Annotated in this window: 17 protein-coding genes, 1 tRNA gene, 2 rRNA genes and 1 pseudogene; 10 read left to right on the top strand and 11 right to left on the bottom strand. The window is 62.9% G+C overall.

Annotation, left to right across the window (positions count from 1 at the left end; all coding sequences use genetic code 11):
• The first annotated feature begins 290 nt into the window (after positions 1-290).
• From O7A60_RS05150 to O7A60_RS05160, 3 genes are all read left to right on the top strand, one after another.
• Positions 291-3158, top strand: a 23S ribosomal RNA gene (locus O7A60_RS05150).
• 273 nt (positions 3159-3431) lie between these two features.
• Positions 3432-3546 (top strand): 5S ribosomal RNA (rrf, locus tag O7A60_RS05155).
• 218 nt (positions 3547-3764) lie between these two features.
• Positions 3765-3841: transfer RNA gene (locus O7A60_RS05160), tRNA-Met, on the top strand.
• Between the two features lie 143 nt (positions 3842-3984).
• On the opposite strand, the pseudogene O7A60_RS05165 reads toward O7A60_RS05160, so the two are convergent.
• Positions 3985-4736, bottom strand: a pseudogene (locus O7A60_RS05165) (LysR family transcriptional regulator).
• Positions 4737-4876: 140 nt separating this feature from the next.
• Here O7A60_RS05165 and O7A60_RS05170 point away from each other — a divergent pair.
• Together O7A60_RS05170 and O7A60_RS05175 are read left to right on the top strand one after the other, a co-directional pair.
• Positions 4877-5515 (top strand): DsbA family protein, encoded by a 639-nt coding sequence (locus O7A60_RS05170; protein WP_337105325.1) that lies wholly within the window; start codon positions 4877-4879, stop codon positions 5513-5515.
• Positions 5516-5557: 42 nt separating this feature from the next.
• Positions 5558-6169: an NAD(P)-dependent oxidoreductase gene (locus O7A60_RS05175; RefSeq protein WP_337105327.1), complete on the top strand. Its 612-nt coding sequence runs from the start codon at positions 5558-5560 to the stop codon at positions 6167-6169.
• A 132-nt stretch (positions 6170-6301) separates the two neighbouring features.
• Here O7A60_RS05175 and O7A60_RS05180 read toward each other — a convergent pair whose 3' ends face one another.
• From O7A60_RS05180 to O7A60_RS05215, 8 genes are read right to left on the bottom strand one after another with little or no spacing between them, the layout of a single operon-like run.
• Positions 6302-7381 (bottom strand): ABC transporter ATP-binding protein, encoded by a 1080-nt coding sequence (locus O7A60_RS05180; RefSeq protein WP_337105329.1) that lies wholly within the window; start codon positions 7379-7381, stop codon positions 6302-6304.
• Positions 7378-8178, bottom strand: coding sequence for an ABC transporter permease (locus O7A60_RS05185; RefSeq protein ID WP_337105331.1), 801 nt, complete (start codon positions 8176-8178; stop codon positions 7378-7380). The genes O7A60_RS05180 and O7A60_RS05185 overlap by 4 nt, the downstream gene beginning before the upstream one ends.
• A gap of 1 nt (position 8179) precedes the next feature.
• Complete coding sequence (locus tag O7A60_RS05190) at positions 8180-9040, bottom strand: ABC transporter permease (RefSeq protein WP_337105332.1); 861 nt, start codon at positions 9038-9040, stop codon at positions 8180-8182.
• A gap of 60 nt (positions 9041-9100) precedes the next feature.
• A complete protein-coding gene (locus O7A60_RS05195) occupies positions 9101-10105 on the bottom strand; it encodes an ABC transporter substrate-binding protein (protein ID WP_337105333.1) in 1005 nt (334 codons plus the stop codon).
• Positions 10106-10164: 59 nt separating this feature from the next.
• Entirely contained in the window at positions 10165-11634 is a 1470-nt protein-coding gene (locus O7A60_RS05200) for an aldehyde dehydrogenase (RefSeq protein WP_337105334.1), read from the bottom strand.
• A 10-nt stretch (positions 11635-11644) separates the two neighbouring features.
• Positions 11645-12682, bottom strand: a complete 1038-nt coding sequence (locus O7A60_RS05205) for an LLM class flavin-dependent oxidoreductase (RefSeq protein ID WP_337105335.1) — start codon at positions 12680-12682, stop codon at positions 11645-11647.
• Entirely contained in the window at positions 12679-14475 is a 1797-nt protein-coding gene (locus tag O7A60_RS05210; protein ID WP_337105336.1) for an alpha/beta fold hydrolase, read from the bottom strand. The genes O7A60_RS05205 and O7A60_RS05210 overlap by 4 nt, the downstream gene beginning before the upstream one ends.
• A complete protein-coding gene (locus O7A60_RS05215) occupies positions 14468-15055 on the bottom strand; it encodes an amino acid synthesis family protein (RefSeq protein WP_337105337.1) in 588 nt (195 codons plus the stop codon). Before O7A60_RS05215 ends, O7A60_RS05210 begins: the two co-directional genes overlap by 8 nt.
• Before the next feature lie 114 nt (positions 15056-15169).
• On the opposite strand from O7A60_RS05215, the gene O7A60_RS05220 reads away from it, so the two are divergent.
• Positions 15170-15847 carry a GntR family transcriptional regulator gene (locus O7A60_RS05220; RefSeq protein WP_027144617.1) on the top strand — a complete coding sequence of 226 codons (678 nt, stop codon included), beginning with the start codon at positions 15170-15172 and terminating at the stop codon, positions 15845-15847.
• A 23-nt stretch (positions 15848-15870) separates the two neighbouring features.
• Here the strand turns inward: O7A60_RS05220 and O7A60_RS05225 are convergent, their stop codons facing one another.
• Positions 15871-17316 (bottom strand): ROK family protein, encoded by a 1446-nt coding sequence (locus O7A60_RS05225; protein ID WP_337105338.1) that lies wholly within the window; start codon positions 17314-17316, stop codon positions 15871-15873.
• Between the two features lie 34 nt (positions 17317-17350).
• Positions 17351-18259: a tagatose-bisphosphate aldolase gene (locus O7A60_RS05230; RefSeq protein WP_337105339.1), complete on the bottom strand. Its 909-nt coding sequence runs from the start codon at positions 18257-18259 to the stop codon at positions 17351-17353.
• Between the two features lie 282 nt (positions 18260-18541).
• Between O7A60_RS05230 and O7A60_RS05235 the strand changes: the two genes are divergently transcribed.
• From O7A60_RS05235 to O7A60_RS05250, 4 genes are all read left to right on the top strand, one after another.
• Entirely contained in the window at positions 18542-19447 is a 906-nt protein-coding gene (locus O7A60_RS05235) for a sugar-binding transcriptional regulator (RefSeq protein ID WP_140503139.1), read from the top strand.
• Positions 19448-19877: 430 nt separating this feature from the next.
• A complete protein-coding gene (locus tag O7A60_RS05240) occupies positions 19878-20855 on the top strand; it encodes an ABC transporter substrate-binding protein (RefSeq protein ID WP_140503137.1) in 978 nt (325 codons plus the stop codon).
• Between the two features lie 102 nt (positions 20856-20957).
• Positions 20958-22022 carry an ABC transporter permease subunit gene (locus tag O7A60_RS05245; protein ID WP_337105340.1) on the top strand — a complete coding sequence of 355 codons (1065 nt, stop codon included), beginning with the start codon at positions 20958-20960 and terminating at the stop codon, positions 22020-22022.
• Positions 22015-22770, top strand: a complete 756-nt coding sequence (locus O7A60_RS05250) for an ATP-binding cassette domain-containing protein (RefSeq protein ID WP_140503133.1) — start codon at positions 22015-22017, stop codon at positions 22768-22770. The genes O7A60_RS05245 and O7A60_RS05250 overlap by 8 nt, the downstream gene beginning before the upstream one ends.
• Positions 22771-22834: the final 64 nt, after the last annotated feature.

The raw sequence follows: 22834 nt of genomic DNA on the forward strand, positions 1-22834 counted from the left end.
CTGTTTGACATCGTAAAGAGAAGATTTGTTCGAACTTCATGAGCCGCAAGGGTCATGATTTGTCGCAAGGGACGCTCAATCCCTTGCATATGATGGGTTTGCCTAACCGCACCCTCGAACCGATCTCGAGAAGCTGGTCTTTTTGTGCCAATGACATCAAGTGATAATCCCGCACAGGATTGCGCTTATGCGACGATCCCTTTGGGATCGCGCTTGGGCTAATCCCGCAAGGGGTTAGCTGAAGCGACGATCTCTTCGAGATCGCGCGGGTGGATATTGGCAATGAGAACGATCAAGTGTCTTAAGGGCAATTGGTGGATGCCTTGGCATGCACAGGCGATGAAGGACGTGATACGCTGCGATAAGCTACGGGGAGGTGCGAATACCCTTTGATCCGTAGATTTCCGAATGGGGAAACCCACCTAAGGTGCTTGGAAAATCAGAGTAGCAGGGTGACTACGCAAAATCCGCAAGGATTGCGCGTGAGGCGACGATCTCTTCGAGATCGCGCAAGCTTGCTGCTGTGGTTTCCAAGTATCAGATATAGGTAACTTATCCTGAATACATAGGGATAAAGTGGCGAACGCGGGGAACTGAAACATCTAAGTACCCGTAGGAAAGGACATCAACCGAGACTCCGGAAGTAGTGGCGAGCGAACCCGGACCAGGCCAGTGGCGATTGAGAGACAAGCGGAACCTTCTGGAAAGTAGGGCCATAGTGGGTGACAGCCCCGTACGCGTAATGCAATCAATCGTCCTCGAGTAAGGCGGGACACGTGAAATCCTGTCTGAAATTGGGGGGACCACCCTCCAAGCCTAAGTACTCGTGCATGACCGATAGCGAACTAGTACCGTGAGGGAAAGGTGAAAAGCACCCCGACAAGGGGAGTGAAAGAGTACCTGAAACCGATTGCCTACAAACAGTGGAAGCCCAAGGTTCGTCCTGGGTGACCACGTACCTTTTGTATAATGGGTCAGCGACTTAGTGTGACGAGCAAGCTTAAACCGCTAGGTGTAGGCGCAGCGAAAGCGAGTCTGAACAGGGCGTTCAGTTCGTCGCATTAGACCCGAAACCGAGTGATCTAGCCATGAGCAGGTTGAAGGTAAGGTAACACTTACTGGAGGACCGAACCCATAACTGTTGCAATAGTTCGGGATGACTTGTGGCTAGGGGTGAAAGGCCAATCAAACTCGGAAATAGCTGGTTCTCCGCGAAATCTATTTAGGTAGAGCGTCGACCGAATACCCCAGGGGGTAGAGCACTGGATGGGCTAGGGGTCCTCACCGGATTACCAAACCTAACCAAACTCCGAATACCTGGGAGTACTAGTCGGCAGACACACGGCGGGTGCTAACGTCCGTCGTGAAAAGGGAAACAACCCTGACCTACAGCTAAGGTCCCCAAGTTATGGCTAAGTGGGAAAGGATGTGAGGATCCCAAAACAACCAGGATGTTGGCTTAGAAGCAGCCATCATTTAAAGAAAGCGTAACAGCTCACTGGTCTAAATAAGGGTCTTTGCGCCGAAAATGTAACGGGGCTAAAGCCATACACCGAAGCTTAGGGTTTGGTCCGCAAGGGCCAAGCGGTAGCGGAGCGTTCTGTAAGCTGATGAAGCCATACCCGTGAGGGGTGGTGGAGGTATCAGAAGTGCGAATGCTGACATGAGTAACGTAAGGGGAGTGAGAGACTCCCCCGCCGAAAGACCAAGGGTTCCTGCTTAAAGCTAATCTGAGCAGGGTTAGCCGGCCCCTAAGACGAGGCGGAAACGCGTAGTCGATGGGAACCACGTTAATATTCGTGGGCTTGGAGGTAGTGACGGATCATTGAGGTAGTCCAATCTTATCGGATTGAACGGGCTGCTGCGTGGTTCCAGGAAATAGCTCCTCCTTATAAACCGTACCCGAAACCGACACTGGTGGTCTGGTAGAGTATACCAAGGCGCTTGAGAGAACTATGCTGAAGGAACTCGGCAAATTGCACGCGTAACTTCGGAAGAAGCGTGACCCTTTTCTACGCAAGTAGAGGAGGGTGGCACAGACCAGGGGGTAGCGACTGTTTATCAAAAACACAGGGCTCTGCGAAGTCGCAAGACGACGTATAGGGTCTGACGCCTGCCCGGTGCTGGAAGGTTAAGAGGAGGGGTGCAAGCTCTGAATCGAAGCCCCAGTAAACGGCGGCCGTAACTATAACGGTCCTAAGGTAGCGAAATTCCTTGTCGGGTAAGTTCCGACCTGCACGAATGGCGTAACGACTTCCCCGCTGTCTCCAGCATAGACTCAGTGAAATTGAATTCCCCGTGAAGATGCGGGGTTCCTGCGGTTAGACGGAAAGACCCCGTGCACCTTTACTATAGCTTTACATTGGCATTCGTAGTGGCATGTGTAGGATAGGTGGTAGGCTTTGAAACCTGGGCGCCAGCTCAGGTGGAGCCACCCTTGAAATACCACCCTTATTACTATGGATGTCTAACCGCGGCCCGTTATCCGGGTCCGGGACAATGTATGGTGGGTAGTTTGACTGGGGCGGTCGCCTCCTAAAGAGTAACGGAGGCGCGCGATGGTGGGCTCAGAACGGTCGGAAATCGTTCGCTGAGTGCAATGGCATAAGCCTGCCTGACTGCGAGACTGACAAGTCGAGCAGAGACGAAAGTCGGTCATAGTGATCCGGTGGTCCCGCGTGGAAGGGCCATCGCTCAACGGATAAAAGGTACGCCGGGGATAACAGGCTGATGACCCCCAAGAGTCCATATCGACGGGGTTGTTTGGCACCTCGATGTCGACTCATCGCATCCTGGGGCTGGAGCAGGTCCCAAGGGTATGGCTGTTCGCCATTTAAAGCGGTACGTGAGTTGGGTTCAGAACGTCGTGAGACAGTTCGGTCCCTATCTGCCGTGGGTGTAGGAATATTGAAAGGATCTGTCCCTAGTACGAGAGGACCGGGATGGACGGATCTCTGGTGGACCTGTTGTGGCGCCAGCCGCATAGCAGGGTAGCTATATCCGGACGGGATAACCGCTGAAGGCATCTAAGCGGGAAACCCACCTTAAAACGAGTATTCCCTGAGAACCGTGGAAGACGACCACGTTGATAGGCCGGGTGTGGAAGAGCGGCAACGCTTGAAGCTTACCGGTACTAATAGTTCGATCGGCTTGATCGTTCTCATTCCTAATGTCCATTTGACGAAGTCAAATGGTTTGTTCTCACTCACGCTTGTTCCGCCCTTCGGGCGGCGCTACGTGGGTGCGGCGCATCGGCGCCGACGGTCGGTCGACCTTGCGAAGCTTCGCTTCGAAGGGCCAGACCCCAAGGACGGCCAAGGCACAAAAAGACCAGCGAAAAGCGCCGAGAAAGCACAAAATAGGTCCCCTATTCGCTCCTCTCTATGGCTATTCGCTCAAACCAGCTTCTCGAATAACGTGCGTTTTGCCGACCTGGTGGTTATGGCGGAGCGGCTGCACCCGATCCCATTCCGAACTCGGCCGTGAAACGCTCCAGCGCTGATGGTACTTCGTCTCAAGACGCGGGAGAGTAGGTCGCTGCCAGGTCTGCTAAGCGCACGTTCAAACTCACATCCAACCGGATGACAGAGAAATCTTCTCATTGCTTTGTTCGATGCATGTCGTTGCCCCAAAACCGCTAACACTTTTTGGGCGACATGCATAAAGGCCCGCCAAGGGATCCCGGGCCGCTCTAAGCGGCCCTTTCATTTGGTGGATACAGGAATGCCGCAGTCGCCAAAGTAGAGCGGCGATCGCGGTGGTGGCGCGGGGTGGAGCAGCCCGGTAGCTCGTCAGGCTCATAACCTGAAGGTCACAGGTTCAAATCCTGTCCCCGCAACCAAACTTACCAAAACGGCCCGCCAGGCGCAAAGCCGGCGGGCCGTTTTGCGTTCGGATAAGCGCCGCCTTGGAGTTGAAGGCCTCTTTCGGGGTGCGGCAGAACCGCTTTTTTAATGTAAGTCTTTGCCGACCTTCTGCTGCATCTCACAGCATGACGCTGCCGCGCGATCGTTTCTTCTCGGCGGTGGCGAGCAGATCCACAAACGCGCACACCTTGGCGGGCCGGAACCTTGCCGGCGGAAAGACAGCGTGAATGCCGCCAGTGGGCAAGGCCCAGTCGGCAAAGACCGGCACCAGCCGCCCCTCGGCGATGTCGTTGCTGACGCTGTAGTCGGGAAATACGCCCAGCCCTATGCCGGCAAGCACGCAGGCATGGGCAGCCGGGCTCTTGTCGCATGTGATGACCGGGTTGAGTTCGGTCAGCACCTTGTCGTCATCCCGTGAAAACAGCCATTGGCTGATGCCGTGAAGCTGGGCGTTTCCGACCCAGGCCAGTGATCGCGCCTGGCGGGGGCTCACGCCTTGCGGCAAGCTTGCGGCGAACGCAGGGCTTGCCACCACGATCTGCCGAATCGTGCCCAGGCGCCGCGCCTGGTTGGAGGAATCGGCAAGCCAGCCTACGCGGATGCCGCGCGCGAAATCTCGCCATAGGCGGCCTCCGCTTCCCGCAGGATGATCATCGCGCGATCATGGAAGAGGCGTCCCTCTTCGGTCGGCGCGACACGCCGCGTCGTGCGTCGCATGAGTGTCGCACCCAATTCCTCCTCGAGCTTGCCGATCTGATGGCTGACCACGGCTTTGGCGACGCCAAGCCGGTCGGCTGCCGATGTGAAAGAGCCGGTCTCCATGACAGTGGTGAAATAGACGAGGCGATTGAGGTTCAGCAGGTCGGCCACGGCGCTCGCTTTTGTCTGATCGGATCAGACAGTTTGTATGATTAGAGATCATTTATCGCAAGATCGTCGTCTGCCACATAGGAGCAAGACATTTGACGGTCAGATCGCGGACACGTCGCGCCAAGGGATATCAGGTAATCATGGCTCAGTTGGACGTGACTTATCTTTTCGATCCGCTCTGCGGCTGGTGCTACGGCGCCACGCCGATGCTGGACAAATTGGTGGCCAGCGGCGTGCGCGTCGAATTGCTGCCCACCGGCCTGTTTTCGGGAGCGGGCGCGAGGCCAATGGATGAAGGTTTTGCCGCTCACGCCTGGGCAAACGACCAGCGTATCGAGCGTCTAACCGGACAAGCCTTCACGCAGGCTTATCAGCGCAATGTCCTCGGCATCTGGGGCACCTTGCTGGACTCGCATGCCGCGACCCTCGGCATCAGCGCCGCCGGCCTGGAAGACCCCAGCCGCCGGTTGACCGCTCTCAAGGCGATCCAACGTGCGCGCTACGTCGACCGTCGCGATATCGTAACTGTCGAAGGCGTGTCTGCCGTGCTCGCCGACGCTGGCATGATAGATGCCGCCGCGATCCTGAACAGCCCGACCGAAACCTTGCTGACGGCGCACCTCGAGCTGGTCAATCGTGGCCGCGCGCTGTTCCAGCGCTTGCATGCGAATGGCGTGCCTTCGCTGGCGGTCATCCGCAACGAAGCGCCCCGGCTCATCGGTTCGAACGCGCTGTTCGGCAGCTTCGACAGTCTCGTCGCCCATCTCGCGGCGGCGTGATCTCCATCAATCAGCCCTCCAACAGGAACGGAAGAAGAAGACATGGCAAAAGTTGCTCTCATCGGCGCCTCCGGCGCTGTCGGTTCGCGCCTGCTCAAGGAACTCTCCGACCGTGGCCATACGGTCACCGGCATCGCCCGCAGCCCGGAAAAGATCGCGGCGCTGCCCGGCGTGACCGCCAGGAAGGGCGATGTCTTCGACCGGCAAGGTCTCGCCGATTTGATCCGTGGACACGATGTGGTGATCAGCTCCGTGCATTTCGTGGACAGCGACCCCGACACGCTGATCGCCGCGGTGCGTGCCTCTGGCGTGAAGCGCTATCTCGTCGTGGGCGGCGCGGGCAGTCTTGAAGTGGCGCCCGGCAAGCGGCTGGTCGATACGCCCGAATTCCCCGCGATCTACAAGGCCGAAGCACAGAAGGGCGCAGACTTCCTGGATAAGCTCAAGACGGTCGGCGATCTCGACTGGACCTTCCTGTCGCCGTCGGCCCTGTTCGTCCCAGGCGAGCGCACTGGCAAGTTCCGCCTCGGCAAGGACACGCTTCTCGTCTCGGACAAGGGCAGCAGCATTTCGTTCGAGGACTATGCCATCGTCATGGTCGACGAGATCGAGAAGCCGACGCATGTCAGGCAGCGCTTCACCGTCGGCTATTGATTGAGTGGCCGGTGCCGGCGGCGAGACGGGCGACGATTTTGTGCCCGTGGCTCGCCGTCACCAGCGACAGGCCCGGCCGTGCGGGCCGCCGGCGGAATTGCCGCCGCGTTTCCAAGGGAAGACTTTCGGTCTTCAGGCTGGAAACAGGAAGGCGGAAGCAGGATCGAAAAAGATCCGCCTGCCGGTGGCGCAATCCGCGCTATCCGGTTCCACCGCATCCGAAGTCGGCCTGACATCGATCTCATCGCCGCCGGCGGTTCGCGCTACGACGCGCTTGCGGTCGCCGAAGAAGGCGGTATCGACGATTTCGACGGCGAGTGCTGCGCTCGCTGGTCCAGGCGTGAGCCGGAAGGCTTCGGGGCGCACCATCAGCCGCGCCTTCTGGCCGCGATCGAAGGCCTGCGTCGTCTTCACGCCACTCACGACCGAACCATCGGCCAGGCGTACGGTCGACGCGCCATTGGCGGTTTCCAGATGCTCGGCGGGCAGGAAATTCGAATTGCCGATGAAGCCGGCGACGAACTCGCTGGCCGGCCTGAGATAAAGGTCCTCGCCGGTGCCGATCTGTTCGATGCGCCCTTCCTTGAACAGGGCGATGCGATCCGACAGATGGAGCGCCTCTTCCTGATCGTGAGTGACATAGAGGATGGTGACACCGGTCTCACGGTGGATGCGGCGGATCTCGGCCTGGATCTCCTGGCGCAGTTTCTTGTCGAGCGCCGACAGCGGCTCGTCCATCAGCAGGATCGGCGGATCGTAGGCGAGCGCACGGGCAAGCGCCACGCGCTGCTGCTGGCCGCCCGACAGCGCGCCGGGATAGCGGCCGGCGAAATTCTCCAGCCGCACCAGCGCCAGCATGTCGGCGACTTTCTTTTTCACTTCGGCGTCGGGGCGGCCGCGCACGCGCAGCGGGAAGGCTACGTTCTCGGCAACGCTCAGATGCGGAAACAGCGTGTAACGCTGGAAGACCATGCCGATGTTGCGCTTGTGCGACGGCACTGAAAGCAGCGACTTGTCCTCCAGCAGGACGTCGCCGGAGGTCGGGTCCTGGAAACCGGCGATCGCATAGAGCGTCGTCGACTTGCCGGAGCCCGACGGCCCGAGGAAGGTCAGGAATTCGCCCTTGGGCACATCGATGGTGACGTCGTGGACGGCGACGAAGGCACCGAAGGTTTTCCTCACCGCGCGTATGGACAGGAATGGCCGGGTCATCTCGATAATTTTCTGCGAAGGAGTGCGGTTACGATCATCAGGCACAAGGTCAGGCCGACGAGCAGGCTGGAGGCGGCGGCGACGACCGGACTGAGGTCGGCGCGCAAACTGCCCCAGATCTTCACCGGCAAGGTCTGCAAGGTCGGGCTCGCCATGAAGATCGCCACCACGACCTCGTCCCATGAGGCGAGGAAGGAAAAGATCGCCGCCGAGAAGATGCCGATCCGGATCGAGGGCAAGGTGATCCGCAACCGTGCCTGCAGCGGGCTGGCGCCGCAGACGATGGCCGCGTCCTCGATGGACTTGTCGAAACCCTCGAGCGCGGCGGTGATCGGAATGATGGCGAAGGGCAGTGCCAGGACGGTGTGCGCGATGACGAAGCCGATCGTGGTGCCGGCCAGCCCGATGCGCAGGAAGAAAGCGTAGACGGCGATGGCGAACACCACCACTGGCAGCACCATGGGCGTCAGCAGCAGCCCACGCAGGATCTGGCGCCCGCGAAATTCACCCCGGATCAAACCGAAGGATGCGAACAGGCCGATGCCGACGGCGAGGATGGCGGCCATGGCGGCGATTTTTGCGCTGGTCAGCGCGGCATCGATCCAGGTCGGGTCCGCCAACAGCTGCTCGTACCATTTCAGCGTCCAGCCGGGCGGCGGGAAGGCAAGCCAGCGTGAGGAGCCGAACGACAAGAGCACGATGAAAACCACCGGCAGCAGCAAAAAAGCCGCGACCAGCGCGGTAAAGCCGGCAAGCGCCATGCGCAGCCACCCGAGCCTGTCATAGTCGAGCAGCATGTCAGAGCCCTCCGGCGGGGCGCTTGGCGCCGACCAGACGAAGCTGGAGCGCGTAAAGCGCCATGGTGACGACGAGCAGGACGAAGGCGGCCGCACTGCCGAGCCCCCAGTTGAGCAGCGACTGCACCGTCTGGGCGATCATCTCGGCCAGCATCATGTTGGACGTGCCGCCGAGCAGGGCAGGCGTGACGAAGTAGCCAAGCGACATGACGAAGACCATCAGCCCGCCGGCGGCGATGCCGGGAAGCGACAGCGGCAACAGGATACGGCAGAAGGCCTGGAACGGGGTTGCCCCGCAAAGGGCGGCGGCGCGCAGCGTCATCGGGTCGATGGCGCGCAGCGTGCCGACCAGCGGCAGGATCATGAAGGGCAGCATGATGTAGACCATGCCGATGGTGACGCCGGTGAGATTGTTGATCAGCGGCAGCGGCTCCTGGATGATGCCCAGCTCCATCAGCGTCCTGTTGATCACCCCTGTGCGTTGCAGCAGCACCATCCAGGCATAGGTCCGGGTGAGGAGGTTGGTCCACATCGACAGGATGATGATGCCGAAGACGAGCGAGCCGAAGGCCGGCGGCATGATCGCCAGCATCCAGGCGACCGGAAACGCCACCACGATGGTGACGGTGGTGACGACAGCGGCGACGAGGAAGGTGTTCAGGAATACGCGCACATAGGTGCCGCTGCCGAACAGCGCGGCGTAGTTCTGCAGACCGGGCTCGGGATCGGTGACGCTGCGCAGCAAAAGGGCGACGACCGGTACGACGAAGAACAGGCCGACCAGAACGACGGCCGGCAAGGCGCCGCCGCTGCCGGCCGGCAGGCCGGCAATGGCGCCGCGTCTGAGAGAATTTCCTTGCATCGGCCGGTTCCCGTTACCCGAACGGGGCGCGGTTCCCGCGCCCCGTCGGTTTCTGTGGCGCTATTTGGTCTGCCAGGCGTACCAGCGCGTGGCGATCTCGTCGCGATGCTCGGCCCAGTAGTTCATGTCGAGGTTGATCTGGCCGTCGACATGAGCGTCGGGCAGGGCCTTGACCGCATCGGCCGGCATCTCGGCCTTGGCCTTGGTATTGATCGGCGCATAGCCGCTGGCCTCGGCGAATTTCGCCTGGCCGGCCGGGCTGGTGGCCGCGGCCAGGAACTTCATGGCGCTGTCCTTGTTCTTCGCCCCTTTCGGTACGACCAGAACGTCGGCGGCGGTTAGGTTCTGCTTCCAGGAGACGCCGACATCGGTTCCGTCCTGCTGCAACGCGAAGACGCGGCCGTTCCAGAGCTGGCCGAAGGCGGCCTCGCCTGAGGCGATCAGCTGCTGCGACTCCGCACCACCGCTCCACCAGACAATGTCCGACTTGATGGTGTCGAGCTTCTTGAAGGCGCGGTCGAGATCGAGCGGATAGAGCTTGTCCGCCGGCACGCCGTCGGCGAGCAGTGCGATCTCGATGACGCCCGGCGCCGACCATTTGTAGAAGGTCCGTTTGCCGGGGAACTTCTTGGTGTCGAACATGTCGGCCCAGCTCGCCGTGTCACCGGAGACCGCGGCCTTGTTCCAGGCGAGCACGAAGGAATAGTAGAAGCTGCCGACGGCATGCTCATTGCTGAAGCGGGGGTCGAGATCGGCCTTGGGCACGATCGCATAGTCGATAGGCTCCAGCAGGCCATCCTTGGCGGCCTTGATGGCGAAGTCCATCTCGACGTCGACGACATCCCAGGTGACGTTGCCGGCGTCGACCATGGCCTTGAGCTTGCCGTAGTCGGTCGGCCCGTCCTGGAGGACCTTGATGCCGGAGCTGGCTTCGAAGGGCGCTGCCCAGGATTTGGTCTGTGCCTCTTGTGTTGTGCCACCCCAGCTGGTGAACGCCATTTCATCGGCTTTGGCGGCGGTCGCCGCGAGCAGTCCGGCCAGAATGCCGGTCAAAATCAGTTTCATTTTGTTCTCCTCTGTTGGTCTGTTCTTGTTTTTCTCAGTGCACCTGCGTCACACGCTGTTCAGCGCATGACGAAGGGATCGGGGATCAGCTCGTCCGAGGTCTTGATCCAGACGGATTTGGAGCGCGTATAGTCTCTGATGGCATCGAGGCCGCCCTCGCGGCCGAGCCCGGAATGGCCGTAACCCCCGAAGGGAACGAGCGGCGACACGGCGCGGTAGGTGTTGACCCAGACGACGCCGGCATGGATGTCGCGCGCCATGCGGTGCGCCTTGCCGAGATTGCTGGTGAACACGCCGGAAGCCAGGCCGAAGGGGGTGTCGTTGGCGAGCGCCAGCGCTTGTGCTTCGGTGTCGAAGGCAAGCACGCTGAGCACAGGCCCGAACAATTCCTCGCGCACGCATGCCAGATTGCTATCGCCGGCAACGATGATGGTCGGCGCGTAGTAGAAGCCGGGGCCGCCGGGGCGTGTCCCTCCGGTGATCAGCGTGCCGCCCTTGGCGAGGCTTTCCACGACGATCTTTTCGATCCAGTCGCGCTGACGTTGTGTGGCGAGCGGACCCATTTCGGTGGCCGGGTCCTGCGGATCGCCGATCCTGATCGCCTCGGCCTTGCGTTTCAGCCGGGCGAGGAACTCGTCCTTCACCGAACCTTCGACCAGCAGTCGCGAGCCGGCGACGCAGCTTTGGCCGGTCGCGGCAAAAATGCCGGCCACCACCGCGTTGGCGGCGCTGTCGAGATCGGCATCGGCGAAGACCACGACCGGGCTCTTGCCGCCGAGCTCGAGCGTCGTATAGGCGAGATTTTCCGCTGTGTTCCTGACGATCGCACGCGCCGTGGACGGGCCGCCGGTGAAGGCGACGCGCGAGACCAGCGGATGGCTGGTCAGGCGGCGGCCGCAATCCTGGCCGAAGCCGGTGAGGATGTTGACGGTGCCTTCGGGAAAGCCGGCCTGCTGGACGAGTTCGGCGAAGGCAAGCAACGGCGCCGGGCCGTCCTCGGAGGCCTTGAGCACGACCGTGCAGCCGGCGGCCAGCGCCGGGCCGAGCTTGACGGCGGACAGGAAGAGCTGCGAATTCCAAGGCACGACCGCGGCAACGACGCCGATCGGCTCGCGACGGATGGTGACGTCGAGATCCGCCTTGTCGATCGGCACATGCGCGCCTTCATGCTTGTCGGCGAGCCCGCCATAGTAGCGGTAGTAGTCGCCGACATAGGCGATCTGGGCACGGGTCTCGCGAATGATCTTGCCGGTGTCGCGTGTCTCGAGTTCGGCAAGACGCCTGGCATTGGCGGCGACGAGGTCGCCGAGCTTGACCAGCAGTTTGCCGCGCGCGGTGGCGGTCATCGCCGTCCACGGGCCCGAACGCAGTGCCCGGTGCGCCGCCTCGACGGCACGGTCGACATCGGCTTCGCTTGCCGCCGGCATCCTGGCCCATGGCGCGCCGGTCGACGGATCGATGCTGTCGAAGGTCGCGGATGGCTCGTCGAAGCGGCCGTCGATGAAGTTCCTGAAAAGAGCGTCGGTCATGGGCTCGCTATCAGAGGAAGGCCGGCATCACCCGGTCGATGAACAGTTGCAGCGATTTCTTCTTGCGTTCGTGCGAGAGCCCGCTGTCGATCCAGATCGAGTACTGGTCGTAACCGAGTGCCTCATAGGCCTTCAGCCGGGCAATGACTTCGTCGGCTTTGCCGATCACCAGATTCTGCCTGATCTTGTCCGGCGCATATTGCGGCATCGCGGCGATCTCATCCTCTGTGAGCGGCTCCAATACGCCTTGATGCACCGGCTTCTCGTTCTGGAACCAGGCGCCGAACTGGCAGTAGAAATTCGACAGGTCCCGGGCGAGCCGATCGGCGTCGGCCGCATCCTCGGCGACGAATGTGTGCATCAAGAGCATGATTTCCGGCCGGGCGATGTCGGGATGCGCGTCGCAAGCAGCGTTGAAGCGCTGCATCAGGCTCGACACCTCGTCGTCGCCTGAAGCCAGCGGCGTTACCTGGACCTTGCAGTGGTTGACGACCGCAAAATCGTGCGAGTTCGGGTCGCGCGCCGCTACCCAGATCGGCGGATATGGTTTCTGCAAGGGCTTGGGCGAGGAAGTGGTCGGCGGGAACGACCAGAACTCGCCGGAGAGTTCGAAATCGCCGTCCCATAGGCCACGGATCGCCGGCACCATCTCACGCATGCGCTGGCCCGCGCCCCAGGCGTCGAGACCGGGGAAGAGACGTTGATATTCGTAACTGTAGGCGCCGCGCGCGATGCCGATGTCGAGCCGGCCGCCGCTGATGACGTCGGCCATCGCCGCTTCGCCGGCGAGCTTGATCGGATGCCAGAATGGCGCAACGATCGTGCCAGTGCCGAGACGGATGCGGCTGGTTTTGGCCGCCAGATAGGCGATGTTGACGAACGGGTTCGGCGAGATGGTGAATTCCATGCCGTGATGCTCGCCGATCCAGGCCGTCTCGAAGCCGGCCTGCTCCGCTTGCAGGACCAATTCCTCGAGCTCGCTCACCAGCTCCGAATGCGGCTTGGCGAGATCCGACCGTTCCATATGCACGAAGAGCGAGAACTTCATCTGTGGTCACCTGTATAGGAGGCAGCGGACGTGGGCGCTTTGCCTAGCGGCCTGACTTCGCCTTCCATCTCATTGCCGACATAGACGCCAAAGGCGTCCTGCATGCATTCCCTGACATAGCGGGTAAGCATCGAGCGGACCGCCGGATCGACGATCTTCAAGTCGCCGATCGCGTCGATGTCGACCAGCCGGATGCCACGATCGCTGGAGGCGGGCACGTCGAACGTGCCGCGATAATAAACATGCGTGCGCGACGAATTGCCAGCGTCGTCCCAGACGGCGAAAAGGAAGCCGAGCTGGGCCTCGATAGCCTTGGCGGCAAGCAGGCCCCGGAGGCTCGTGCCATCGCCGGCCGAGCCCAGTCCCCGGCCGCGCGGCAGGTCGAAGCCATCAGCCGTTTCCAGAAACAGGATCCTGCCGCCATTTTCGAGAATGGCGCCGACATCGGTGCCGGGCTGGGCGGCGGCAAGCGCCTCCTGGCTGAGGCCGGGTGCGATATAGGCGCCGCGGCAGTAGCCGAGAGGCTGCGAGGAGTTGTGCTCGAAATCGCGTACGCGGCCGATGAGGATGGAATGGTCTCCCGCGTCGACCAGCCGCTCCATGTCGCAGTCGAAGGACGCGACCGAGCCGTCCAGCAACGGGCTGCCGGTCTGTCCTGGACGCCAGGCCACGGATGCGAATTTGTCGGCCGCTTTCGAGGCGAAGATGCCGGACGCCGCCTTCTGATCCTCATTGAGGATGTTGATGGCGAAGCTCTTCGAGGTGGCGAAGACGGGATGGCCCAAGGCTTTGTGGGCGATACAGACGAGTACCAGCGGCGGATCGAGCGACACCGAGGTGAAGGAGTTGGCTGTGAAGCCGCGCGGCTCGCCTTCGGGCCCGATCGTGGTGACGATGGTGACGCCGGTAAGGAAGGAGCCGAGCGCGCGGCGGAAGTCGCCGCTGTCGAAACCGGAAGTCACCGTCCCGTCCCCTCGCTCCGTTGCTTCGAGGAAGCCGACGATGCGGCGCGTGGTGCGGTCCGGTGCGGCCACCGCCATCATGTGCCGTTCGCCGGCAAGCACGATGCAGCGGCCATGCGGCGCCAACCGTGCCAGAGCGGCCGACATCGCTGGCGAGGAGTTCCTGTCCTCGGACCCGGTCATGAACAGAGCCGGCACGGCAAGCGTTTGCAGGCGCTCGGCGTGGTCGCCGTCGGCGCGGGCGAACAGGCGATAGGTGCGGGCGTAGCCTTCCGGGTCGACCGCGCTGAGCGCGGACGCCGTCTTGCCCGCCGCCGCCTCGAGTTCGGCGGGCACCGGATCCCCGAACCAGCGGGCAATGGTCTGTGCCGTGCCAGTCGCGTCGCCCTGGCCGGTGAGGGCGGCCGCGCGCTGGCGGACGGCCTCGGCCAATTCGGGTGGGCGCCGGAACACGGCATTCAGCGATACGATGCCGCGAACGCGCTGCGGTGCCCGCAACGCAAGCTCCTGGGCGACGAGCGCGCCCATCGAGTGGCCGACGACCGACACCTTGTCGAGGCCGAGATGATCGAGCAAGCGAATGGCCTGGTCGGCATAGTCGGCCAGTTCCGGGCTCGGTGGCGGGAGCGGCGACCGGCCATGGCCGAGCATGTCGATGGCGATCACATCCCAACTGCCGGCCATCCTGTCGATCTGCGGCTGCCAGATCGCGGCATTCATGCCGACGCCATGGATGAACAGTACCGGCGCGCCCGAGCCGGCTCGAATGAAGCCGGTGCCATCAGGCGCCGTACCCTGTCGAGCCCATGCCGATGCGGGTGCGTCAGCCATGCAGGTCGCCCACTTCCTTGAGGTCCTGGTAGCGGTCGCCGATACGATGGTGCGGCCGGCCGCCGATCGAGGCGCCGAGAGCCACCACCAACTCGTCCGGCGCCGGCGCGTCGCCGATCTGGAAATGCACTGTCAGGTAGTGCGAGCGCCTACCCTCGTCGTTCTTGTCCATCAGCGGGATCATGATCGGTGTGTTCGGGCCGCCGCGCAGATTGGTGAAGGCGAGATAGGTCTTGGCGCCCACGGCACGGCGGTAGTAATTGCCGAAATGCAGCGTGTGGATCAGTGCCGAAGCGTGTTCGATCTCGCCCGACGTGCCGCAGATCGCGGCCTTGCCGTAGCCCTCGATGGCGTCGCCCGAACCGGCGACGGCGATGATTTCCCGGGTCAGCGTCTCTCCCAGCACTGGCGCACAGGCGCGGATTTCGGGCGACAGATCGTCGGTGAAGCCGCGTCCGGCCCACGGATTGGCAAGCACTGCCGCGACGCCGATCAGGCGCAGCGGCCGAGGCGCTGCCTTGCCGCCCTCAATCAGCGTGTTTTCGGTGTAGGTGACGATCTTGCGAATGACGGGCTGCATGAAGTCCTCGGTCGTCTATGCCATATCATCTTATGGTATACCATGGTATGGAGCGCCAAGAAACTTGTCAACCGGCCATGGAATCTGTTTTCGTGGCGAGGCAGGAGACCGCCCATGTCAGACGACACGCTTCGCATCGACCGCAGCGCCAAGACCTTGAGAACACTGGCGCTGGAGCGCATGCGCGAGGCGATCATGGATTTCCATTTCCAGCCTGGCGAAAGGCTGGTCGAGCGGCCGCTTTGCGACCAGCTCGGCGTCAGCCGTTCGGTCGTACGCGAGGTCTTGCGGCAGCTAGAGGCTGAAGGCCTGGTGCAGATGATACCGGGGCACGGGCCGGCGGTGGCCAAGCCGGACCTTGGTCGAACCGACGAGATCTATGAGCTCAGGGCCCTGCTCGAAGGCATAGCCGCGCGTGCCTGCGCCATGTCGGCGACGAACGCGCAACTGACCCTGCTCGACAGTGCGCTCGCCAATCTTTTCGAAGCTTGGGCATCCGGCAAGCCAGCCGAGGTAATGCGGGCGACGACAAAGTTCTACGAAGTGCTTTTCGAGGCAGCCGACAAGCGCGTCGCCTGGGAGATCGTGACCGGGCTCAATGTGCGCATCAATCAGCTGCGTTCCATGACCATTCTTTCGGTTAACCGTCGCGGACCGGCGATTGCCGAGATGACCGAGATCATGGACGCCATCAGATCGCGCAGGCCCGACGAGGCTGAAGCGGCGGCACGGCGGCATGTCAAATCCGCCTGGCAGATCGCCCGCGCGACGCTTCGGCTGCCACCGGCATAACCGGCGCTGGCACCTGAAGCGGCTCAGGCGTCGCTGGCCAGGGTCGCGCGCAGCCATGCGGCGATGGCATCGAAGTCGATCGGCTGCGTCGTATCGACGTCGAACAGCGGCCCGCGCCGCAGCGGTTCGGCGCGCTTGGCCAGTTCAATCAGTTCAGGGATATAGGCAGCGCCGGGATGGCCGGGTAGGCGCTGACCGAGCCGGGCGCCATAACGTTCGGCCAGAACCTCGCCGGGCGCGTGGCACCAGAATTCGACTGTGTGTTCGACGCCGGCCTTGCGCAGATGATCTTCGAGCACTTGCCGCGGCTGGAAACCGAACCAGGCATCGACGATGAAGGTGCTGCCTGCAGGGGCGTCGCCGACGAGCGACCAGATTGCCTGATAGCTGGCGCGGCCGAGCGTGCGATTGAATTCGCGGTCGGCGCCGCCGAGCACTTCGAGGAACGGATTCTTGACGGTATCGAGTGCAAGCAGCGGCCATCCCATGCGATCGGCGATGCCGCGTGACACTGTGCTCTTGCCGCTGGCCGGGATGCCGTTGACGAGCACGGCGCGTCTGGCGCGGCCAGGCTGAACGGAAGGCGATGTCGACGCTGTCGCCGAAAGCGCCTGCAGCGCGGCGCCGATCACACCGGCATCGTCGCCGAGCTGCGCCGGCGCTACCGGGCATTGGTACCACGGCGCCAGCGCCGGCGCGTGGCCAAGCGCTCTGTGTGCCGCCAGGCCAAGCCCACCGCCAAGCAGGACGAGATCGGGGTCGAACATGGCGACGGTGGTATCGATCGCCGCGCGCAGCGGCCTTGCCCAGGTCTCCAGTATGCCGCGCGCCTTGATGTCGCCGGCCGCGTCGCGGGCAAAGAGCTGGTCGACCGAAACGTTGGGGTCAAAGCCGGCGCGCGCGATATGGCGGCCAAGTGCCGTGCCGGAGCTGGTGGTTTCGACACAGCCGCGACGCCCGCAGGCGCAGACCTCGCCGTTGACGTCGACGGTGATGTGGCCAAGTTGCCCCGCCGTTGCCCGGCCGCGCATGATCCGTCGGTTCTGGAGGACGGCGCCGCCGATGCCTGTACCGATGGTGAACATCGCGATGTTGTCGTGGCCTTGGCCGGCGCCAAGGACCATCTCGGCGGCCAGCGCCATATTGCAGTCATTGTCGAGGACAACAGGCTTGCCGGTCATGCTTTCCAGCCGCTGCGCGAGCGCGGCCGAGGCAAGGTTGACGTAGCCTCCCGACAGGACCGCGCCGCGGCGCGCATCGACGCGGCCGGGAACACCGACGCCGATGGCCACCACATCAGGCGTATCGAGAAGGCGCACCATGTCGGCAACGCGGCCAAGCACCAGTTCCGGATCGGGCGCGCTCTTCTCGGAAAGGCGTTTTAGGATTTCACCGGTGCCCGAGATGCGGGCGGCACGCAAATTGGTGCCGCCGATATCGATCCCTATGGCCATCGACTTTTGTGGCATGACATCCTGCACGTGCCGGTGATCCAACAGGATATCAGGCGGCGGCCTTCTGCCGATAGTGCCCGATCACCGCCTGGATCTCGCGCAGTCGCGGCACCGCGATGGTCTCAAGCCTTTCGCGTTGAATGTCACGGTCGAGCGAGATGCAGTCCTTCCACAGTGAACGGCCGGCGATCACACCGGAGGCGCCGTTTTGCATGGCGATCTCGACCTGGCCGAGAAAGGTGGCGTGGTTGACGCCAGCCGAAAGCACGGCCCACGGCACTTCGCCGGCCATTTTTGTGATGTTGGCGCAGGCTTCCGGCGTTCCGGGGTAGGGAAGCTTCAGCACCTTCGCGCCGCAGTCCAGCGAGATCCTTGTACCCTCCTCGATCAGCCAGGGTGTCTTGGCCGCATAGTCCTCGGGGCTTTCACCTTCGAGCTGATAGGTCAGGAATTCGACCACGAGCAGCAGGTCCTCCTTGCCGAAATCGGTGATGCATTGGCGCAGGATGGCGATGTTGTGTTCGTTGGCCTGCGGCTTGTCGGCTCGCAGATACACCATGATCTTGCCGCCCGTGCCGCCGAGTTCGCGCACGCGCCGAGCATCGATGTCGGGAACCAGCCGAGACAGGCGGTAGCCTTCCGGCGAGACATCGAAACCGGAGGCGTCGAGGCCGATGAGGAGTGCGGTATCCCGGTTCAGCACGCCTTCATCGACAACCCGCGGCACGGCGCAGAGCGGGTCGAGCAGCACGCAGGAGGCCGCACTTGCCAGGTAGCGCGTGATGTCGGCCTTGGTGTCGCCGAGCATGTCGTTGGTGATCCTGGCCTGGTCCGCGGGGTCGGACGCCAGCAAGGTGCGCATGCCGCCGCGCTGGTCGCAAGCGATGGCCACCATGGCCCCGTCCTTGCCGCATATCTGCTGGTAGCCGCGCCGTTCCGCGGTGGTCATCTTCGTCATGGTCTTCTGTCCGATGTTGGCGCTCTCTCGCCGAGGGCGCTGATCCCGTGGATACAATGGTCAGTTTGCCCGCCTGCCGGCAGGGAGATTTTTGCCGCCTGAGGCATCGCCGGCCGCTGGGATAAGGAGCCTTGCCGGCGCTTGGCCTGGTATGGCCCTCAAGTTGCGAGTTCGCCGGATTTGCGCGATAACTCCCATCGGCGTATACGTGTGTAACACGTTGCTGAAAGGAATTGCAAGCTGTCTGTTCCCTCCGTCCAGGACGCGACCGCATCGCGCACCATGCTGCACACGGTTGCCAAGCTGCACTACGTGGAGGAGATGTCGCAGGTCGACATAGCGCGGCAGCTCGGTGTCTCCACCGCGACGATTTCGCGTCTGCTGCAGCGGGCGCGGGCGGAGGGTATCGTGCGCATCGAGGTCATCGACCTGGCGACGCCGGAAGATATCACCAGGGAACTTGTCGACGGATTGAAATTGCGGGACGCCGCCGTTGTCGAGACGCCGGCGGCGGGCGCGCTGACGGCGCTTTCCGCCCCGCTTGGCGCTTTGCTCAGGCAGGCGCAGCTGGTGGCCGGCTCCGTGGTCGCCATCGGCTGGGGGCGCGCCGTGCGCGAGGTCATTCGAGCCGGCCTGCCACGCATGCCAGGCGTGCTGACGGTGGCCGCAACCGGCGGCATGCAGCAGCACGCGGCGCATTTCCAGGTCAACGAATTCGTGCGGCTTGCCGCGGAGGAGTTCGGCGGCACGCCGCACTTCATCCACGCCCCCTATCTGCCGTCGAGCGAGCTGCGCGAGGTCTTCCTCGGAGACGCCACCATCCGCGATGCCGTCGCGCTGTGGGACAGGACTGATGTGGCGATCGTCGGCATTGGCCTGCCGCATGCCATCAACGCGCCCGAGGCGAGTGCCGCCACGCCGAGCGAGCAGGCGCTGGTCCATGCGGCCGGCGATGTCCTTCGGCATTATTTCGATGCCGATGGCGTGCTGATAGCCTGGGAAGGAGAGGGCCGGATGATCGCCATGTCGCCGGCGCAACTTCGGGCCGTGCCCTTGGTGATCGGTATCGCCGCGACGCCGGAAAAAGCGACGGCCATCATTGGCGCCGCTCGCGCCCGGCTGATCAACGCGCTGGTAACGGATACCAAGACGGCGCAGGCCATCCTCGCGGTTCTTGCAACGCGATAGCCGCCGGACTGATGCCTCGCTGTCGGCGCGGAGAGAAGCTGTTGCGAAATCGATTGTGTCGCCGGAGAGTCGGGACGATAGTTCGCCGGGGGCTCCGAGGAGCAGTCAGATGATGTCTGGAAAAGCCGGCGTTGTGGCCTCGGAAAAAACCGTGTTGCAATTTATTTCTGCAAAGTGTTACAAACTGCGAACCCGGCGTGCAGGCATGCCGGACGCGGTGGTTCCCTAACCTCGCGGAGGCGAGGAAAGCGAGCACGGCGATTGTGCCGGTCGGCTGGACCGGCTGACATTTAGACTGGAGGGCGCTTGGGAGGAGCTGCCCGCGAAAGGCAACAGGCGTTCCCGGCCGTCGGCATCCTGCCTCCGCGCGGATGACGGCCATTCCAATGTCACCGAAAACGGCAGAACTGCCAACAATGAGGAGGATGTCATGAAGAAGATCGTTGCCGCGCTCGCGGTACTTGCCGTCAGCGCGACGGTGCTGATGGCGCCGGCACAGGCGCAGGACAAGAAATACACCATTGCGCTCATTCCAGGCCTCACCACCGACGGCTTCTACATCACCATGCGCAAGGGTGCCCAGGCGGCGGCCGATGCGCTCGGCGTGAACCTGGTCTTCCAGGGCGCTCCAGACTTCAACCCGGTCACCCAGGTGCCGGTGCTCGACGCGGTCATCGCCAAGAAGCCGGATGCGATCCTGATCGCGCCGACCGACAAGGTTCAGCTGGTCGAGCCGCTGCGCAAGGCCAATGACGCCGGCATCCCGGTCATAACAGTCGATACCTTCATCGGCAGCGGCGTCTACCAGACGGGTGCCGGCGATGCCGATTTTCCGCTGGCCTACATTGCCTCGGACAATGTGCTGGGCGGGGAGATCGCCGCGCGCGCGCTGGCCACCGCCATCGGCGACAAGGGCAAGGTCTATGTGTCGAACGTCAAGCCCGGCATTTCGACGACCGACCAGCGCGAAGAGGGGTTCAAGAAGGAGATGGCCAAGCATACGGGCATCACCGTGCTGGAGACCCAATTCAATGATGACGACGCCAACAAGGCGGCCTCGCAGCTGCAGGCTGTCTTCGCGCGCAATCCCGATCTCGTCGGCGTGTTCGGCGCCAATCTGTTCTCGGCCCTGGGTGCCGCCAACGGCGTCAAGCAGGCGGGCCAGACGGGCACCGTCAAGGTCGTTGCCTTCGATGCACCGACCAGCATCGTCGACAACATCAATACCGGTCTCGTGGATGTGGCAATCGCCCAGCATCCCGCCGAGATCGGTTATTTCGGGGTCGTTTCGGCCTATGCCCATCTGACCGGCCAGTCGATCCCGGTCGCGATCGGCACCGGCTTCACGATCATGGACAAGTCCAACATCGCGGACCCGAAGATCTCGAAGTATCTCTACTCCGAGTAGGTCCAGACGAGCTTGGCTCCTCCCGGTATCGCCGGGGGGAGCTCGTGCCGGGTCCCGCGAAAGGCGGGGTCTTTTTGAAGGCAGCCGCGCCGCGGAGTATTCATGACCTCGACATCACCAGCCCAGCCGGCCGAGAAGCATGTCGCCCCCCAGGCCGATCATGGCGATCCGGCCAGGACCCTGATCGGACGCATCGCCGAAGGGCGCGCCTGGTTGTTCCTCGCCGGCCTGATCATCTGCTTCGAGATATGGTCGAGGTTCGCCTTCGGCGCGACGTTCGTGCTCAACCCGTTCAACTTGCAGTCCATCGCGATCTTCGCGATAGCGCCGCTGCTGCTGGCGACCGGACAGACCTTCGTCATCATTTCGGGCGGCATAGACCTGTCGCTCGGCTTCATCATGGGGCTTGCCGCCGTCGTTGCCGCGCATGCCACAAATCTGGCGGGTGCCGCCGCCATTCCCTTGCCGCTGGCCATGCTGGCTGGCATCCTTGCGGCGGTGATCGTCGCCAGCTTGCCCGGCATCATCAATGGCCTCCTAATCTCGCGCCTCAGGGTGCCGCCGTTCATCGGAACGCTCGGCATGTTCGGCGTGGCGCGCGGTGTCGCCTTCCTGCTTGCCGGCGGCACGACTGTGCCGGTGCAGAATTCCTGGTTCGCGCTGCTCGGCAACGGCAAGTTCCACGGCGTGCCTTATCTGGTCATGATCGCTGCCGTTTTCGTCATCGCGATGCATTATCTGCTCGGCCAGACACGGTTCGGCCAGCACAATTATGCCATCGGCGCCAATGTGCAGGCGGCGCGGCGTGCCGGTATCGACATCAGGGGCCACATATTGCGGCTCTATGTGCTGTCGGCGATGTGCGCCGGCCTTGGCGGGGCGCTCTACGCGGCGCGCTTCACCGCCGGCGCGGCACAAGCCGGCGAGCCGCTGCTGCTCGACAGCGTCGCTGCGGTGGTGATCGGCGGCGCCAGCCTGTTCGGAGGCTCCGGCACGATCCTGGGCACGGTCGCCGGCGCGCTGGTGATCGCGGTGATCCAGTACGGGCTGGTCTTCGTCAATGTCGAGCCGTTCTGGCAGTTCATCGCCGTCGGCGTCGTCATCATCATTTCCGTGCTCATAGACCAGGCGCAGCGCCGGTTCAGTGGAGGCCGCCAGGATGAATAGCACCAACGCGAACACCCCCTTGCTCGAAGTCCGCAACCTGTCCAAGCATTTCGGCGCGGTGCGTGCGCTCAGCGATTTCTCCATGGCCGTGAGGCCGGGCGAAGTGGTGGCGCTTGCCGGCGACAATGGTGCAGGCAAGACAACGCTGATCAAGGCGATCTCGGGCGTGTTCCAGCCAACAGGCGGCGAAATCCTGCTCGGTGGCCAGCCGGTGGCATTCGCGACGCCGCAGGAGGCGCGCGAAAAAGGCATCGAGACGATCTACCAGGATCTGGCCCTGGCCGACAATCTATCGATCGGCGCCAACATCTTCCTTGGCCGCGAACCGATGCGCAAGGCGTTCGGCTTTCTGCCGGTGCTCGACCGCAAGGCGATGGCCGACGCGGCCAGGGAGACGATGAAGCGGCTGGATTTCCACGTCAGCCGGATGAACGCCCCGGTCAGCAATTTCTCCGGCGGCCAGCGCCAGGCCGTCGCGATCGGCCGCGCCGTCTACTGGGACGCGCAGATCCTCATCATGGACGAACCGACGGCGGCATTGGGCGTGCCGGAGCAGCGCAAGGTGATTTCGCTGATCCACCAGCTCAAGGCGCAAGGACGCGGCGTGATCTTCATCTCGCATAATCTTCAGGATATCTTTGCGGTCTCGGACCGCATCGTCGTGCTGCGGCGCGGCGTCCAGGCCGGCGAGCGCAAGATTTCCGAGACCAACCATGATGAGGTCGTCCGGCTGATGGTCGGGGGTTAACGTGTGTCGATGTTCAGGTGATGCTCCGGTTCTCGGCATCAGCCGCTTTGGGCTCAGCCAGAGC

Source organism: Mesorhizobium salmacidum (SeqCode), assembly GCF_037179605.1.
In the GTDB taxonomy this organism is placed as follows: Bacteria; Pseudomonadota; Alphaproteobacteria; order Rhizobiales; family Rhizobiaceae; genus Mesorhizobium; species Mesorhizobium salmacidum.

Excerpts from the sequence above, each read along its gene's own strand:
- O7A60_RS05195 (WP_337105333.1), bottom strand. The coding sequence starts at position 10,105 with ATGAAACTGATTTTGACCGGCATTCTGGCCGGACTGCTCGCGGCGACC.
- O7A60_RS05175 (WP_337105327.1), top strand. The coding sequence starts at position 5,558 with ATGGCAAAAGTTGCTCTCATCGGCGCCTCCGGCGCTGTCGGTTCGCGC.
- O7A60_RS05210 (WP_337105336.1), bottom strand. The coding sequence starts at position 14,475 with ATGGCTGACGCACCCGCATCGGCATGGGCTCGACAGGGTACGGCGCCT.
- O7A60_RS05185 (WP_337105331.1), bottom strand. The coding sequence starts at position 8,178 with ATGCTGCTCGACTATGACAGGCTCGGGTGGCTGCGCATGGCGCTTGCC.
- O7A60_RS05230 (WP_337105339.1), bottom strand. The coding sequence starts at position 18,259 with ATGACGAAGATGACCACCGCGGAACGGCGCGGCTACCAGCAGATATGC.
- O7A60_RS05205 (WP_337105335.1), bottom strand. The coding sequence starts at position 12,682 with ATGAAGTTCTCGCTCTTCGTGCATATGGAACGGTCGGATCTCGCCAAG.
- O7A60_RS05235 (WP_140503139.1), top strand. The coding sequence starts at position 18,542 with ATGCTGCACACGGTTGCCAAGCTGCACTACGTGGAGGAGATGTCGCAG.
- O7A60_RS05190 (WP_337105332.1), bottom strand. The coding sequence starts at position 9,040 with ATGCAAGGAAATTCTCTCAGACGCGGCGCCATTGCCGGCCTGCCGGCC.
- O7A60_RS05245 (WP_337105340.1), top strand. The coding sequence starts at position 20,958 with ATGACCTCGACATCACCAGCCCAGCCGGCCGAGAAGCATGTCGCCCCC.
- O7A60_RS05200 (WP_337105334.1), bottom strand. The coding sequence starts at position 11,634 with ATGACCGACGCTCTTTTCAGGAACTTCATCGACGGCCGCTTCGACGAG.
- O7A60_RS05180 (WP_337105329.1), bottom strand. The coding sequence starts at position 7,381 with ATGACCCGGCCATTCCTGTCCATACGCGCGGTGAGGAAAACCTTCGGT.
- O7A60_RS05240 (WP_140503137.1), top strand. The coding sequence starts at position 19,878 with ATGAAGAAGATCGTTGCCGCGCTCGCGGTACTTGCCGTCAGCGCGACG.
- O7A60_RS05225 (WP_337105338.1), bottom strand. The coding sequence starts at position 17,316 with ATGCCACAAAAGTCGATGGCCATAGGGATCGATATCGGCGGCACCAAT.
- O7A60_RS05250 (WP_140503133.1), top strand. The coding sequence starts at position 22,015 with ATGAATAGCACCAACGCGAACACCCCCTTGCTCGAAGTCCGCAACCTG.
- O7A60_RS05215 (WP_337105337.1), bottom strand. The coding sequence starts at position 15,055 with ATGCAGCCCGTCATTCGCAAGATCGTCACCTACACCGAAAACACGCTG.
- O7A60_RS05220 (WP_027144617.1), top strand. The coding sequence starts at position 15,170 with ATGTCAGACGACACGCTTCGCATCGACCGCAGCGCCAAGACCTTGAGA.
- O7A60_RS05170 (WP_337105325.1), top strand. The coding sequence starts at position 4,877 with ATGGCTCAGTTGGACGTGACTTATCTTTTCGATCCGCTCTGCGGCTGG.